Source organism: Mycobacterium sp. NGS29 (genome assembly GCF_059812965.1).
In genome coordinates this window covers 75,321-90,688 of the sequence record NZ_JCALDR010000015.1, presented here as the reverse complement: position 1 = coordinate 90,688, position 15,368 = coordinate 75,321, and the positions used below count along the sequence as shown (strand labels likewise).

At 68.4% G+C, this 15,368-nt stretch carries 13 protein-coding genes; all 13 read right to left on the bottom strand.

The annotated features are described in order from the left end of the window. Positions 1 to 65: 65 nt before the first annotated feature. Positions 66 to 1,652, bottom strand: coding sequence for a Fis family transcriptional regulator (locus AC5Y5Z_RS19365; protein WP_499919684.1), 1,587 nt, complete (start codon positions 1,650 to 1,652; stop codon positions 66 to 68). Between the two features lie 31 nt (positions 1,653 to 1,683). Then, positions 1,684 to 2,157 carry a hypothetical protein gene (locus AC5Y5Z_RS19360; protein WP_499919686.1) on the bottom strand — a complete coding sequence of 158 codons (474 nt, stop codon included), beginning with the start codon at positions 2,155 to 2,157 and terminating at the stop codon, positions 1,684 to 1,686. Between the two features lie 68 nt (positions 2,158 to 2,225). After that, the gene (locus AC5Y5Z_RS19355) at positions 2,226 to 2,465 is read right to left on the bottom strand and encodes a hypothetical protein (protein WP_133437133.1); all 240 of its coding nucleotides are present in this window, start codon (positions 2,463 to 2,465) and stop codon (positions 2,226 to 2,228) included. 9 nt (positions 2,466 to 2,474) lie between these two features. Continuing rightward, positions 2,475 to 4,379, bottom strand: a complete 1,905-nt coding sequence (locus AC5Y5Z_RS19350; protein ID WP_499919688.1) for a bacterial transcriptional activator domain-containing protein — start codon at positions 4,377 to 4,379, stop codon at positions 2,475 to 2,477. A gap of 20 nt (positions 4,380 to 4,399) precedes the next feature. After that, positions 4,400 to 5,257 (bottom strand): hypothetical protein, encoded by an 858-nt coding sequence (locus AC5Y5Z_RS19345; RefSeq protein ID WP_499919689.1) that lies wholly within the window; start codon positions 5,255 to 5,257, stop codon positions 4,400 to 4,402. Continuing rightward, a complete protein-coding gene (locus AC5Y5Z_RS19340) occupies positions 5,254 to 5,448 on the bottom strand; it encodes a hypothetical protein (RefSeq protein ID WP_133437136.1) in 195 nt (64 codons plus the stop codon). The genes AC5Y5Z_RS19345 and AC5Y5Z_RS19340 overlap by 4 nt, the downstream gene beginning before the upstream one ends. Next, on the bottom strand, positions 5,445 to 5,855 hold the full coding sequence (locus AC5Y5Z_RS19335) for a hypothetical protein (RefSeq protein WP_499926946.1): 411 nt from the start codon (positions 5,853 to 5,855) through the stop codon (positions 5,445 to 5,447). The genes AC5Y5Z_RS19340 and AC5Y5Z_RS19335 overlap by 4 nt, the downstream gene beginning before the upstream one ends. Positions 5,856 to 5,865: 10 nt before the next feature. Further along, complete coding sequence (locus AC5Y5Z_RS19330) at positions 5,866 to 8,622, bottom strand: FtsK/SpoIIIE domain-containing protein (protein ID WP_499919648.1); 2,757 nt, start codon at positions 8,620 to 8,622, stop codon at positions 5,866 to 5,868. After that, positions 8,622 to 9,248 (bottom strand): hypothetical protein, encoded by a 627-nt coding sequence (locus AC5Y5Z_RS19325; protein WP_499919649.1) that lies wholly within the window; start codon positions 9,246 to 9,248, stop codon positions 8,622 to 8,624. Before AC5Y5Z_RS19325 ends, AC5Y5Z_RS19330 begins: the two co-directional genes overlap by 1 nt. 22 nt (positions 9,249 to 9,270) lie before the next feature. Beyond that, positions 9,271 to 10,407: a C40 family peptidase gene (locus AC5Y5Z_RS19320; protein ID WP_306255841.1), complete on the bottom strand. Its 1,137-nt coding sequence runs from the start codon at positions 10,405 to 10,407 to the stop codon at positions 9,271 to 9,273. Between the two features lie 16 nt (positions 10,408 to 10,423). Then, positions 10,424 to 12,217, bottom strand: coding sequence for a hypothetical protein (locus tag AC5Y5Z_RS19315; protein ID WP_240743949.1), 1,794 nt, complete (start codon positions 12,215 to 12,217; stop codon positions 10,424 to 10,426). Beyond that, positions 12,214 to 12,822: a hypothetical protein gene (locus AC5Y5Z_RS19310; protein WP_499919651.1), complete on the bottom strand. Its 609-nt coding sequence runs from the start codon at positions 12,820 to 12,822 to the stop codon at positions 12,214 to 12,216. Before AC5Y5Z_RS19310 ends, AC5Y5Z_RS19315 begins: the two co-directional genes overlap by 4 nt. Positions 12,823 to 12,841: 19 nt before the next feature. Then, positions 12,842 to 15,340 carry an ATP-binding protein gene (locus tag AC5Y5Z_RS19305; protein ID WP_133449242.1) on the bottom strand — a complete coding sequence of 833 codons (2,499 nt, stop codon included), beginning with the start codon at positions 15,338 to 15,340 and terminating at the stop codon, positions 12,842 to 12,844. Positions 15,341 to 15,368 lie beyond the last annotated feature (28 nt).

The window sequence follows — 15,368 nt, the reverse complement described above, 5'->3', positions numbered from 1 at the left end:
ATGAGGATCAGCCTGGCATACAAGGTGGACACGGGGGTCAAATGCCGGGACGGTCCGGCGACTGGTCAGGGCTGTCCGGCGGCGTCTTTCTTACGGGCGGCCAGCCGCTCTTGGACGGCGTTGCGGGCTTCCGGTTTGACCTTCGGTGCGGGGTTGGTGGTATCGCCGACGACCCCGGGACGGCCGCGATCCTCGACTTTGGGCAGCGGCTGCTCGTAGCTGGTCACCGGTTTGACGGACTTGTCGCCGGCCTGATGGCCCATGGGCATCATGCCGCCCATGCCGCCGGCCTGGCTTGCCGTGGCTCCCTTGCCTGCGGCCGCAGGTGCAGCGGGGGTGGCCGGCCGGGAGGTGTCCGGAGTTCCGGTCAACGAGGCGGGGTGCACCGAGGAGCCCAACCCACCCGACGGCTTGATCGAACCGCCCCCACCGCCACCGCCTTTACCGGCGCCGGCATGGGGGTGGGCCAGCGCGGCGGGTTTGATCGCCGAGCTGGCCGGTTTGGCGCCCGAGGCTAAGCCGCTGGCCTGCTGCCCCAGTTGCTGGCCGATCTGACCCAGCGATTGCAGCGGGTTGGCGCCACCGACGGACTGAAGCAACGGGCCCAGCGCCCCCATCAGTGGGCTCAGCATGTTCTGCCCAGAACCGTCCTCTGCCGATGCCAACGATGCGGGGTCCTTGTCGTCAAGCTTGTGCTCGACAGCCGAGGCGACCTCGGGCGGCACGGGCCCGGCAGCGGTCTCGCCGTTAGGTGCAAGACCGGGCTGCGGCAGCGATGGTGGCGGCGAGGTGGCCGTCTGGCCGCCGGTTTGATAGCCGGTCATCCCGATACCGGCGGACTGCTGCATGCTGGCCAGACGGGTCTTGAACGCACGCACTTTCGGGATACCGGCCGCACCGGTGAATTGTTGCTCCCACACGGCTTGTCGGTAGCCCGTCTTGACGGCCTGCCACTGTGTGGACGAGCCGACCGCCGCCTGGGCGCCGGTGTGCAGGCCTGCGGCAGCGGTGAACGCTGACGCCAGCGCACCGGCGTGGCCGGTGACTTCCTGCGCCCACACGATCGCGCGACTCAGGCGGGCCAGCAGCGGCGGACTCGCCGCGGATTCCCCGGCACCCAGCAGCTGGGTGTAGGCCGTGGTCAAGGCGGTGTGGGCGGCTTGGGCTTGGGCGGCTAATCCGGTCAGTCGGGCGGCTGCGGCCACGGCGGGAGCGGTTCCGGCGCCGGCCTCTAACGCCAACGCGAGGTGTTCGCCGTCTTGGCCGCTGATGTCGGGGATAGCCATCAACTCCGGCGGACCCACCGGGGCGGGGCTGGCCGGGGACGCCGGGGCCGCAGCGGGTGCGGGCGGCCCGGCTGCGCCGTGCCCGCCGCCGGGGTAGGAGGCGGCCGCGGCGAAATCCTGGGCTTCGTAGGCGGTGGCGGTGCCGGCGATGCCGGCCGCGGCTGCCGCGGCCTGCTGGGCTCCAGCACGCACGTGCTGCATCAGCCAGTCCTGCCAGGCGTTGAGGTTGGCCATGACGGCGGCTGAGACGGCGTCGCCGCCGCACGGTGGAACCGTCGGGGATTGCGGCGCGGCCAAGGCAGTTCCGGCGGTCTCGACATGCTCGCCGGTGCGCCGCACCCCGTGGGTATCGATGTTCAGTGCCATAGTCGTGTCGCCTTGACGTCGCCGCCGTTGGCTAAACCGCCCGGGCCGCGCCCGCGGTGGCGCCGGCGGCCGATCCGGTGTCGATTCCGCGGAGTTGCGCAGCGCCGGCCAGGTCCTGCGCACGGTAGGTGGCGGCGTGCTCGGTGAACCGGCGAGAGTACGTCGCGAAGTCAGCCGCTTTGGCCGCCACCGCGTCGTGGGCATGCGCCAGGGCCGAGACCACACCGACGGCGACCGGGTATCCCATCACACCGTGAGTGGCGATGACGCGCTGCACTTCATCGGTGGCCACCGGGCCAATCACGGTGGTGCGCGCTTGCAGCGCCGCGTACTGGTCGGCCACGACCTGCAACTGGTCGGGGTTGACCCTGAGTTCGGCGCCGCAGGATTGAACGGGTGCGGGTCCCAGGTAGCGACTGCCTGGGTCACGGGGTGGGGGCGGCCCTGGAAGAGGGGTTCCGGTGTCGGCAGGGGTGGGCGGGATCGGTGGGTTCGGTGTCGTCATGGGCAACAGTGGCGGCCAAAACCCCGGGGGGGGGTGCCGCAACTCCTTTCCACTGGGTGATCGGGACGCTAGTGCTGCTCGTCGAGCAGCGGGTCGTAGCGGTGAGCGAACGCGGCCTGCGCGCAGGTGACGAACAGTTCTTTGAGTCCGTCGGCGCCCAGGGGGCGCAGCCTGTCGACGTCGGCGTCGACGTCGACGATGGCGCCGGTGGTGCGCACTGACACCGAGATCGCCGCGGGATCGGTCTCGGCGGTGGTGATGACGTCGTCATCGTCGTCGGTGAATTGTGTGATGGTGATGGAATGCATCAGCTGCACCTACCCTGATCGTCCGGCGAGTTCGTAGACGGCCGGATCTCGGTCGGGCCCGGCGACCGCAGTCAAGTACTGCCCCCGCAATGCGCGGAGTCCGTCGTTGTCGTGGCCGTCCCGTGCTGATTGCAGCGCGATCTTCCACAGGTCCTGGCGGGCGTTGTCGTACCAGAGGCCTTTGCGTGCGGTGTCAGCGGCGGTGCGGAAGCTCTTGGCGCTGTAGTGGCGGTGCGCTAAGGCGAGCGCTACGGCGGGAACCCGGTCGCGCAGCTCTTCGCGCAGGTCGTTCGCCCATGCCCATTCTTTGGGGGGTATGCCGCCGAGGGGAGGGCCGGTGACCAGGTCCATCGCGGCCACCAGGTGCGCGGTGGAGGTGGTTTCGACGAGGATCTCCACGAGACGCTCGAATTCCATCCAGTCCGATCGCACCGCGTTATCGAGGTGGTAGCCGCCCTCTTGCATCGGCGGCAGCGCTTTGGGGCCACCCGGGCGGACAACACCCATTCGGCCGCGCAGCAGCGAAATCTGTTGTGTCACTGTCTTATCCGAGGCGGCGCCGCCGTAGACACAACGGATGATGTCTTCACTGCTGGCCCACGGGTGGTGCTGCAGGAACACCAGCAGCTCGTTGAGACGCTTTTCACGCGGGCCGGGCTGCTGACCCGGGGACGGGGGATTCAACGTGACCCTGCCGAGGATGCGATTCCATATCGGGGCCAGTGCGGGCCCCGCCGCCGCGGGGTCGACCGCCGCAGGTTCACCGGCCGCCGGCGCAGGTGTCACCGGGGCGTCCCCTCGTTGCGGGTCGGGGTCGGCGCCGTCGCCGAATGAGATTGCGGGCACGTCGGGGTCGGCATCAGCCCAGTCCACGACGCCCGCGGCAGCGGCCGGCGCGCCCGGGCTGCTCGCCGGCTCCGGTGACCCCGCCGGCATGGGGGTGGGGGAGGCGAAGAAGTCGATCGATTCACCGAGGGCATCGCGGTCGCGAGCGTCTGCCGGTGTGTCATCGTCGGAGTCCAGAGCGGAATCCCAGTCTGGCCCCAGATCCTGGCCGTCGGTGGCGCGAACGGCGGCTTCATCGTCGGCTACCGGGTCGTCGTCGACGCCAAGGCCCGATTCCTTGGGCGCGGCTGGTGGGGACGTGGGGCTGATCAGCATCTGGGCGCAACGGTCGACGATGTCGGCGCCGGGCACGATCAGCGTCGTGGTCATCGGCTTCGACGACGACCCGGACCGGCTGATGTGCCCCACCCGGTCCGGTCCGCAGGTGATGACCCACGCGGTGGACACGGCGGCGTCGTTGCCCAGGTCGAGCAGGATCGCGCTGGTGGACGCGGCGATGATCTGTGCGCGGTCGGCGTAGCTGACAGCGGGTCCGCAGACCAGGACGTCGACGTCGGGGACGCTGCCGGCCGCCACGGGCTGCACGCGGCTGGTCAGCGGTCCGTGCCAGGCATCGGCGGTGACCCCGACGGTGATGTCGGGGTGGGTGCACAGCAGTTCCAGCACCCAGCGCGCGATCAGCGCGGTGGCGGTGGCCGGGTCGCCTTCGACGCGGATGCGGGAGAACGCGGCCAGGTTCAGCCCGACCAGTGCGCCGTCGTCGGTGGTGCCCAACGCCACCAGATACACCGGATGTGCGGGGTCGGGGGTGGTGGCGGGATCGACGGCCTCCCAGCTGATGCGCGCTTCGCGGCCGGTGCCCGGCAGCCATGGTTGCGGTAGCGGCGCTTTGAGTCCGTCGACGAAGGTCACGGTCAGTTCGTCGCGGCGGGCGGTGACCACGCCGGCCGGGCCGGGGTTGGGCGAGAGCGCGTAGAGCGATTCCAGGCGCCGCACAACTTCCACCGCGCGCCCCTGCCCGTACCACCACGAGGTGACGGGGGCGCTGCTGACGGTAGCTGACTGCATGGGCTGCCGCTGTCGGTTGCCTATTTGCGGCCGGTGGTGGCCGGGTCGGCGGGCACACCGCCGCCGTCACCGCCGCCGAACGCGTCCAGGTCCAGGCCGCCTCCGCCACCGCCGGCGGCAGCGCCTTGTCCTTGGCCGCGGCTTGCCAGCGCGGGGGCTGCGGCACCGGCGCCGGCGCCTTGGCCTTCGGTGGCGCCCGCGGTGGTGAAGGGGTTGGGCGCGTTGTTGGGATTGCTGACCGGCACGGCCCCTGTACCCGTTGATGGTGCGCTGGCGAAGGGATCGCCGGCAGGGCTAGCGCTGGCCGCGGCGGCTGGTGATTCGGCGAACGGGTTGGCTGCCGGGCTGGCCGTGCCGACCTGCTGGGCGCCGTAGGGGTCTCCGAAGGGGTTGGACCCCGCCCCCATGGGGCTCATCCCTTGACCGAAGGGGCTCATTCCCTGACCGAAGGGACTCATCCCGGACAGACCTGATCCGCCGCCGCCCAGTAGTGAACTGAGCACACTCATCAGGCCGCCGCCGCCGGAATCGTCGTCGTCGTCGCCTTTGTGGTGGTGTCCTCCGCCGGAGCTGTCGCCGGCGGCCTGTGTTCCGTTGGCTTGTTGGGTGGCCGCTGACTGTTCGACGGTGCCGGCGCTGCGGCCCTGATACTTCTGGATGATCGCCAGGATGGCGGCTTGGCCGGCCGGTGAGGTCGGGTCGGGCACCGCGGCGATCTCTCTGGCTTCGGCCTCGGCGTTGGCGCCGACATCGTTGCCGCCGTTGACGTTGACCTCGGCGCTGTAGTCGGTGGCGATCGCCCCGGAGCCCGCTCCGGCGCCGAAACGATCCAGGGGATGGTGATCGGCATGGGTCACATGCCCGAAGGCGCCGGTCATCCGGTGATCGCTGTCGAGAAGTGCAGCGCCAGGACCTGTTCGCGGATATCGCGGGCCTGCTGTCCCACGTCGTGGGAGAACGCGGCCAGCTCACGCAGCCCATCGCCGCGCACCGGGTTGGCGCCGAACAGTTCGTAGTAGCGGCGGTGCTGTTCCTGAGACGCCGCGACCAGGGCGTCGATGGCACTCATGACTGGTCCTTCCCGTTGGCGCCCGCACCCAGTGTCACCGGCTCACGGTTGGGGGTTTCGCCGTTGGCCGTCGGCGCCACCCGCGGCGCCGACGACTCTGCGTTGCTGCGCGCCTGCGCCTCACCAGGCGGGGGGTTGGACGCGGCTTTCTTACCCGGTGCGGCGGGCAGTTTCGTCGTCTTCGGGTACCCCATCTGATCGAGCTGATCGTTGGTGAGCGCGCCCGCTTTGACGGCCGCCGCGCGCGCATCCTCGTAGCGCTCACGCGCGTGTGCGGCGTCGTCGAGGATGGCCAGGTAGGCGTCGAAAGTTTCTCCGACATTGCCGACCAGCATGGTGTTGTCTTTGAGCAGGTTCGCGTACGCCGCCTCAGCGGTCGCGCGTCCGGACTTTCTCTTGGCCGCCATCACCTCTCCTTTAGTGCATACGCAGTTTCCGAGCCTGCATCACTTCGTAGGGATCAACGTCGATGTCGCCGGCCTCGTGGCCATCGTCAAGATCCCGGTAGGGGATCACCAATCGCTCAATGCCGTCGACATCATCGGTGAGGTAGGGCTCAGCGTGAACGTACTTCCAGTCTGGGACACCGTCAACGCAAACGTCCACCAGGTCACCATGGTCGACTTCGTTGGCCGACACCGCTGCGGCGGGGCCGTATTCGTCCTCGACGGTGGGCAGGTATTCGTCGTCGAACCCGTCCACAGGCCCACCGAAGGCCGTTGCAGACACCGGGGGAGGCAGCGCTGCGCCGTCGGGGCCGCTGTCGGCCGGATGGTCGTCGTGGTCGTCATCCATCGTGGGAGAACGCACCGCGGTCATGGGCCGTACATAGTGGTCGCTGAGCGGGTCGAGGTCGGGTCGTTCTGAGGCCAGCACGATGGGTGATTGCCGGATCCGGGCGAACGACATCTCTTGCTGATCATCCTCGGGGTCATAACCGCGCAGCGCACTGTCGACGACGCGTCGCGGCCAGAAGCTGTCGACGTTGCGCAGCTCGGCGAGGATGGCGCGATCATGATCGGACAGCGCCGCCCATTGTTCGGCGGTCGCCGGAATCTTGGGGGTGTAGCAGGCCTGCATTTCCCGGAACGTCCCATCGGGCAGTTGCACGGTGCCGCGGCCCCGGATTCCCGGCTGCACCCGGGTGCCGGCCACCGCGTCGTTGAACATCATGATCGCGGCGTCTTTGGACCGCAGCCGCCCCATCGCCACCCGCAGGGCGGTGTTGTCGCGGGCCTCCCCGGAGATAAACATGGTGTCCGGTCGCTGGATCCCGATCGCCATGTGGATGCCGACCGCACGCGCGGTCCGCAACAGGATGCCGACGTCCTTGGTGGTGGGGGGAACGCCCTTTTCTTTGCTGGACTTGTAGGTGGTGAAGAACTCCGCCAGGGCTACCACCAGGTTGGAGAATTCGTCGGTGACGATGACGATCGGGTCGAAGTCATCGGCCCGGTTGGGGTTGATCTTGACCTGGGAGAGCCGCTCGCGCATGGTGTCTGCGATAAACCGCAGCGCCGCGGTGTGCCCGACCAAACCGTCCTCGTCAGTTCCCGCGGTCACCAGCGACACGTTGGGCCAGTCGCGAAGCCCGGGGGTGTCGAATCCTTTGGGGTCGATGAACACCAGGTTGGCGCCGATGCGGCGCGCCGCCTGGGTGGCCACGGTCATCAGCACCGAGGTTTTTCCTGAGGAGGTCTGACCGGCCACCAACATGTGCGGGGACTGCTTGAAATCCCACACGATCGTGTTCCCGTAGGCATCGACACCGAACGGGATGACTGTGTGCTTGTAGAGGGTGCGGATGCTCGCGCGCGTCACCGTGGCGAAGTCCAGCGGTGGGTCGACCATGGTCGGCAGCCCGGGGCTGCGCACGAATCTCACCCGCCGCGAGGCCATGCTCCATTCGGCTTCCCAGGAGCCGCCCAGCGCGTCGGCGACCATGCCTTCGATGACGCCGCGGCGGTAGGCGGAGCTGACGCGCAGGTTGTAGGCGAAACCAATGGTGAATTCCCGGATTCGCGCGGCGACCGCGTCGTTGACGGTGGACGCCGACCGCTGGGCTCGCTCTGCGTCGGCGCCGTGCACGGTATCGGCCGCCTCGTCCGTATCGGCGGTGTCGGTCGCTACAGCGGGGCGGGGCGCGGGTTCGTCGGTGACTGTGACGGCATGGATGTGGGCGGCGGCATCGAACCACGACGCCACCAGCGGGGCCAGAACGGATTCGGCGTCGACGACGGTGTCGGCTGCGGCGAGCACCGTTTCGGTGGCGGTCAGGGTGCGCGTCAGCGCGTCGTGGTCGAGCGTGTAGGTGCGTCCGGTGACCTGGTGCAGGATCGCGGCGAGCTCGGCGATCAGGTCCTCACCGATCGCGCTGGGATGCTGGCAGTAGAGCAGTGTGAGCACCTTCGCAAACGGTGCGCCGCCCCGCGGGTAACGCCGACGCGAGGGCCGCACCCGCCCCGAGCGCAGATCGGTCCACCCCAGCGCTGGGGAGACCAGGAAGGTGACCTCGTTGGTCGCTCGGGTGATGGCGCCCCGGGCACATGCCCACCGGGTGAACTGGACCAGCCCGTAGCCCGATGCGCCGAGCAGCGCCACGAGTACCAGGCGTCCGGCGATGGTGGCCGCACCGGGGGCGGCCAGGCGCAGCAGGGATCCCCAGGCCGCCAGGGCCACGGCTACACCGGCCAGGATCAGGGGCACCGTGGGGTGTTGCTGGCCGGTCCAGCGCTGCCCGGGCCGCACGTGACCCAAAAATCCGGTGCGGACGCGGTGGTTGTGCCAGGCCAGCGCAACCGACCACAACGCCGCCACCGCCGCAGCCAGCAGGGGTGCTGCCACAAACAGCACCCAGAACCAGCCCACTCCGACCCCGGCGATCACCGTGACCGGTCGCGGCGAGGGCGGCAGCAGATAGGTGCGTAGCGGGGAGGGGGTGTAGAGCAGCCGCGCGGCTGCGGGCCACAGCGTGGTGTAGCCGAACAATGCCGCAGCACCGATCCCGGCCAGCGCGAGCCACCGCCCCGATTCAGCGGCCTGCTTTTGCGCGGCGGCGCTCTCTGCGGGGATGTAGGGGCGGTTGAGTTCGGCGCTGCTGGTGGCCCACGCCCGGGTCGACGACGCAGCTGCCGGGGTGGACTTGGTTGCCCCGCCAACAGTTTTCGGCGCCATCACCGACCCCCCGGGCCGGGGGGCTCGGTCACCGCTGCGGCGGGCAGCGGGAGCACATTGACCACTTTCCAGCCTTCGGCGGACAACTCCAGCCGGATCTCGATGTGCGACTCATCGCTGTAGGTGGCGCGAAACGCCGCCGCCCCGTCGCGCGCACTGACCGGGCCCTGCAGTGAGGTGAGTGTGGCCTGGGTGAGGTTGCGGATGTCGGTGAGTCGGTACTGCTCCATCAGCTGAGCCGACACATCGCCGTCGATGCGGGCCAGCCAACTGTCGCGATCACCGTTGGGGGAGCCGAAATTGGTGGCGAAGCGTTGCGCGACCTCGCGGGCGGCCTCGATCGAGGCCAGTTCCGGCGCCACGGTGGGCGCGGCGATTTGACCCACGTCAGGGTCTTCACCCCATTCGGCGGCCCCGCCCGGGCGCGGCGCCACCGCCGTCGCTGAGGAGGGGGCCGCCGCCGGCGGTGCGCTGTGATCGGCCGCGCCGTGGTGGCTGCTGTATTGCCAGAGCAGTCCGGCCATCGCCATCACCGCGGCCGCAGCGCCGAGCCGGACCCGCGGCGGGACCCGCCGCAGCCATGCGCGCAGCCACCACCACCGAGCGGCCAGTCTTCGGGTAATCATTCAGATGATCCTTGTCTTGTTGTTAGAGAACACGTTTGATGACGACGAACCGGGTCGGAAACGGTGACAGCTTCACTGGGATACCAAAATCGGGTGCTTCGATGATGGTGCTCGGGTTAACCACCAGCGCGACGTGCCCAGGTCCTCGGGAGTCGGGATTCAAGAACACCACATCTCCGGGCTGCACCGCGGTGCGCGGCACGATCTGACCGAAATGGACCATGTCATAGGTCAAGTGCGGCAACACGATCCGATGTCCCGAACCTTGGTAGATCGCGAACAGCACCAGTCCCGAGCAGTCGAAGCCACCGCCGCTGGGCCCGTTGATGGTGCCGCCGCCCCACACGTAGGGCAGCCCGATCTGCGCCTCGGCCGCGCGCACCGCGGCCACTCCTGCGGCGGTGCCTGGCGCCAGGTTGGCCGGCGGGGCGGCCGACGGATTGCGTGCCACACCGCACACGTCACGGCCGCGGTCATCGGTGACGGTCCGCGGCGGCGCTGGCCGCCCGGAGGCGGCCTGGACCTCGCGCAGGTATTTGGCGTAGAAGATCTTGGCGCCGGCCACGAATTCGGCGTAGGCGTCAGGAAATGCCGAGCCCTGCACCGCCTGCGCGGCGACGGTAGGCGCCATGTTCTCCCAGCCGCCGATCTTGAGCAGCTTGGTGAAGAACTTCTGCGCAGCCACCCCGGGGGTCATCAGATCCCGCAGCGGACCCCACCAGGGCTGCTGCTGCATGATGCCCACCGAGAGGTGGTCGTGACCGACTCCTTCATGCGGAATCTGCAGCGACTCAGGCACATTGGAGTTCGCCAGGTTCCGCAGCCCAGACTCTTCCATGCCGACCGCCAGCCCGATGATGATGCCTTTTTCGGGCACTTTCATCTGCAGGCCGGCAGCGATGACGGCTTTGCCGTTGTTGACCGGCCCGGGCCCGAACGACACACCGGTGTCGGCGCTGATCCCCTGGGACTGCAGCTGCTGCTGGCACTGCGGTGTCTGCAACGCCGTCGCCGGCACCGCCGCACCCCCGGCGAACAGCACGAACAGCACCAGCAACCCCGTGAGCAGGAATGGCGCCAGCAGCGCCAACCCCGCATAGATCGTGCGCCGGCGCGCCCACACCGCCCGGATCAGGGTGACCCACTCCATCGGCTCCATCGCTGCAGCCCCGGGCCTAGGCGGCCTCAGAGAGCGCGTGGCGGCCCGAACCCGCGCCGCCGCCGTCGCCGCGGGCGGCCCGATAAATGCGCATCGCCTCAGACAGGCGGTCCGCAACGCGGCTGCGGTCGCTGTCTGTCGCCACCGGTTCGGCCGGTTGCGGTGCGCGCGGCGCGGAGGCCGCCTGGCCCGCCGCGTCACCACCCTCGGCGGATCCGCTCGCGCCGGCGGGAGATCCCGAGGCGGGATCATCGACGGACACCGGGCCCTGCGGGGAGTCGTCACCGCCGTCGCCGCCGTCACCGCCGGCCGTGCGGGAGGAATCCGATTCCGGGTCGATGCGGCCGGCATCGCGCTTGCTCGCGCCGCCGCCGCGGCCGCGCCCGCCGAGCAGATCGTTCTTCAGCCGCGACAGGTCGGCGCCTTTGGATAGCCAGCTACGCCCGGACCCGCCGGCAGCCCCGCCACCGATTTTGGCGGCCATCGTGTCGCGCTGGCGATCCAGGATGCGTCGCAGCGGCCCGAAGAACGCGAAACCCAGCGCGAGCACCAGCGCGGTCATGAACAGCGACTCGATGGCGTTGTTCGACTCTTTGAACACCTGATCCAAGATCGCGTTGTAGCCGCCGAAGGCCGCGGTGTAGATCACCATCGCCGCGTACGCCATTGCGCAGTCCAGCAACGTTTTCCAGGCGAAAGTCTGCGGCGCCCCCGGGATCACCCCGATCGCGAACGCCGGCGGCGCCAACGCGGCATACACCATGGCCTGCACCGCCGCCCGCACCACATGCCAGGCGAAATAGCAGGCGAAGGCCACCAGGATTGCCGCCAAAAGACCGCACACGCTCAACGACACCAAGAACGCCGCCGGGTTCCCCATCGACTTGTCGTGCATTTGCTTGCCCTTTTTGGCGTCGCACCCCTCGATATCGTCTTTGAGTTCATCTCCGCGGCCGGTCTTGATTCCTTTCGACCACGCTTCCTTGCATTTACGGGAAATGGAGTCGCTGACCACCCCGAAATTGATCATCTGCGTGGGTGACCGCAAGAATCTGTCAGCCAGCTTGGACACCATGTCGTCGACGTTGGCCTTACCGCCCTGATCTGCCATGGCCCCGTCGGACACCGTCGCGGCGATCTGCAGCCCGGTGTCGCGCCCCTTGGCCAACAACCCGTCCGACCCGATCAGCTCGGCCAAAGGATTAGCGAAAACCGTTGCCGCAATACCGATCATCAGCATCCCCATCGCAATGTTGGAGAAAGCCTTAGCGGTCCTACCGGCCAACGCCGTGCACACCACGATGATCGCGAGCACCGCGACGGCGGTGGCGGTCAGCCCGAATCGCTGCATCGCCGAATCCACCCCATGGCCGATCTTGGTGAAAGGGCCGGTGAACAGCGCGAGCCACGAAAATCCGAGCACCATTTTGATCAGCCACAGCGCGGTCGCGGTCACACACAGATACACCTCGTACGCGACGGAATCAACGAGGGCGAACATTTTCGCCGGCGGATCATCCCAGCCACCCTGATTAAGCGTCAGGGTGTATTTAGCGACCGGAACACCATCGGAATCTTTGATACCCATCCACGAGATCAGCGCATCGCCGCCACCGGTGTCAGCGCCAGTACCCGGGTCCGCGCCCGCCTGGGCGGCGCACACCACCACCAGCAGCAGACCGAGGACCACCAGGACGGTGAACCATCGGTGGCGCCCCATCCAGCGCAACGCCACCGCCGGCGTCCAGCTCCGCGCCCAGCACTGCCACAGCACCAAACGCTCTGCCGCGCAGGCTATCCCGGCGCTCACCAGCGCCCCTGAGCGTCACACATCGCCGCCGACGCTTCGCGGTGACGTTCGTAGAACCGCCGGGCCTCGCCCAACCGCCCCGCGTAGGTGTCGGGCAGTGCCGAATGCATCACCGCCGAGGCCACCTGCTGCGGCGCCATCGCCTGCCAGCCCTCGATCCCGCGCATAGCGGTGAACCACTTACGCGCGGCGACATCCGGCGACATCAGCTCGACCGCAGTGCCCCACTGCTCGTCGAGCGCCAGGATGCCCACCGCACGGTGATCGGCGGCAAGTCCATCGTGGGGCAGGCTCAGCGTCTCGGGCACGCTGGGATTGGCGAGGTTACGCAACCCGGTTTCCTGCAGGGCCACGGCCAAGCCGATGACAATGCCGTCGGCGGCAATGTCGAGCGCGGCGCCCGCGCGGATCACCGCTTCACCGTTGCCGTCGGGCCCCGCCGCGACGGAGCGACATCTCACCACACTCGACGCGGGGACGCCCGGCAACTCCCAGCTCGCCACCAGCAGCACACTGAGCACCACGGCCAGCACAGACATCCACACCACGACAGCCCGGCGCGACGAGCCGAATACCGGCGGCCGCGAAATCACGTGACGTTTCATGACATTGGTTCCCTGTGTCTCAGGCGACTTCGGTGTGTTCCGGGGGAGTGGTGCTCATCGCTTCGCGCCGCACCAGCGACGAGGGGCCAAGAACCTTGATCCGCCCGATCGCGCCGCGCGCGTCCTTCATGTAGCCCTCGCCCTCACGGCCGCGCACCACCTTGCTGTCGGCGCCTTTCGGTGAGGTGTTGGTGGTCAGATCGCGCACGATGTGCGGGTTCTTCTCCGGGTCGATGCCCAGCCATTTCAGGGACCGCTTGGCCAGGGTCTCGTCGCGGTGGCGCATCACGATCCGCATCGGGATCAGATCCAGCGCCGTTCCGGCGGGGTAGTCATTGACGGGGTCGTGGCTGCCCAGGATCAGCGAGATGTTGTCTTTGCGGCCGTCGCGGGCCAGCCGCGCGGTCCGCGCCAACCCGGTCGACGTCGAGGTGACGTGATAGGCCTCATCGAGGGCAACCGCGGCTGGGCGGGCCTTGTTCAGTTGAAACGCTTGGCGCCCCAACTCCATCGACAACCCGTAAATGGCGCGCCCGAACACCTTGCTGGGGCTCAGCGCTTCACGGCCCGCGACCTCCTCACCGGTGGGCACTTCGACCCGGTTCGTGCGGATGACGATGCCCTCGGTGTTCAGGTCCAGCGACGGCAGGTTGGGGTCGAACAGGGCAGCGGCGTAGCGCCGCCCCGACCAATACGCCAGGTGGCGGTGCAGCTCGTCCCACCCCGACGGCAACGCCTTCCCATCGGGCAGTGCCCCGCGGTCAGCTCCGCCCGCCAGCACCGCAAGCAGATCCGGGATCGACCGCACCCCCCATTCCGGGCGCAGCACCTCACCCAACGTCATGCCCATCGGCGAGTTGGCTTCGCATTCGAACAGCGGCGTGAGCAGCTCCACCGCGGCATCGACACCGATATCGGCGGCGAAAGTCCGCAACGGATCCATCGACCATTGCGGCCGCATCAAGTCGATGATCGCGTGGCGGGCCAACGTCGCCGCCGGGCGCGCGTATTCACCGGAGTCGGTGCGGTCGATGGCCAGAAACTGGCCGCCGATATCGACCAGGTGAAACAGCATGTACATGATCAGCCAGGTTTTGCCCGCCCCCAATTCACCGGCGATCGCGATCGCCGAGGACGCATCTTTGAGCGGCTCGCGCCACCACTCCAGATGCACGGGCTGGTTGCGCCGCCCCGACAAGTTCAGCGCGATGATCGGGCCCTGGGCATCACCGACCGCATTGGTCGCACACGGCACACTGGCCGCGGCGTACTCGCTGATGGTGACGTGGGAGAAGTCCGCGACGACCCGCAGGTTGGCGCCGCCAGGATTCATCGCGGCCCACAGCTCACGCTGCCCGCCCAGCGGCGCCACCACCTTGATGCGGTTACGTTCGAACGCCTGCACCAGCTTCAGGGCGCCGTCCTCGCATTCGGCGCGCGTGCTGGCCGCGATCGCGAACACCGGGCACAACGCCACCTCGATCTCGTCGTCGTTGGTTTCCAGGTGCGCGTTGTACTCCCCGAGCAGCAACGCCTGCTCGGACAAGGTGTCCTGGGCGAACGACACCTCCAGGTCACGCTCACCGACCTGCTCATTGAGCCGGCGCAGGTTCTTGGTGTTGCGGGCGATCGCCTGCTCGCGGCTGGTCTTATTCACCCGCACCGCCCAGTCGACATCGAATCCGTCGACACGATCAGCGATGGTGAAAAACTCCGAGCCCGGAAATTGCAGCCCCTCCAACGGCAGCGCTTCAATCGCCAGCAGCGTCTGCCACGATGCGCACGCCCCGACGTGAGCAAGACGGCTGATTTTGACCAGCGGCGCAAAGCTATTGGGCCGCCACCGCTTGTCAGGGCGGCGGCGCTCACCCTCGTCGAACTCGGCGGCCGAAAACGCCCCGGCAGCAGAGGCCACATTGGACAGCACCGGGGTCGGAAACACCTGGGGACCGGTGCCCCGTGACAGCGCGTGATTCCACAGCCACACCATCTGCGCCGCGGTCAACGGCTGCGGGGCAAACACCGCCGGCAGTCGCGACACGATCTGGGCAGCCAGCGCCGCTGCTTTACTCATTTCCGCGTGCTCGCGGTGCGTCGAGCGCCGACCACCCGCGCCCCAGCCGGTCAGGTCGGCCACCACATCGGCGTCGGTGACCGGAAAGGAGACAATGAAGATACGCTCCGAGGCGCGCACGGTGGAGGAGAAGAATTCGTGCTTTCCTTCGCACTCTTCGCGCCACATCGGATCAGTCGCCACATCGGTTCCCGACAAGGCCCGCGCCAGGATCTCGTCAGGGTTCATCGCCGCGACGATCCCGGCGATAACCGCGTTGTTGGGCAGCACCCGCAGCAGGTTCTTGTGGTGAATCAGGGTGTCGTACTTGCGTTCTTCGCTGGTGTATCCGTAGGCCAATCCGGCCAGCCGGTAGTCCGCCCAGATGGAGCCATCACGCATCCGGCGCAGGTTGCCCATCACCGACACCGTGGGCTGCAAATTGTGGTCGAGCTGACTTGCCATCAGAAGGTCTCCTCACATCGATCGCAGG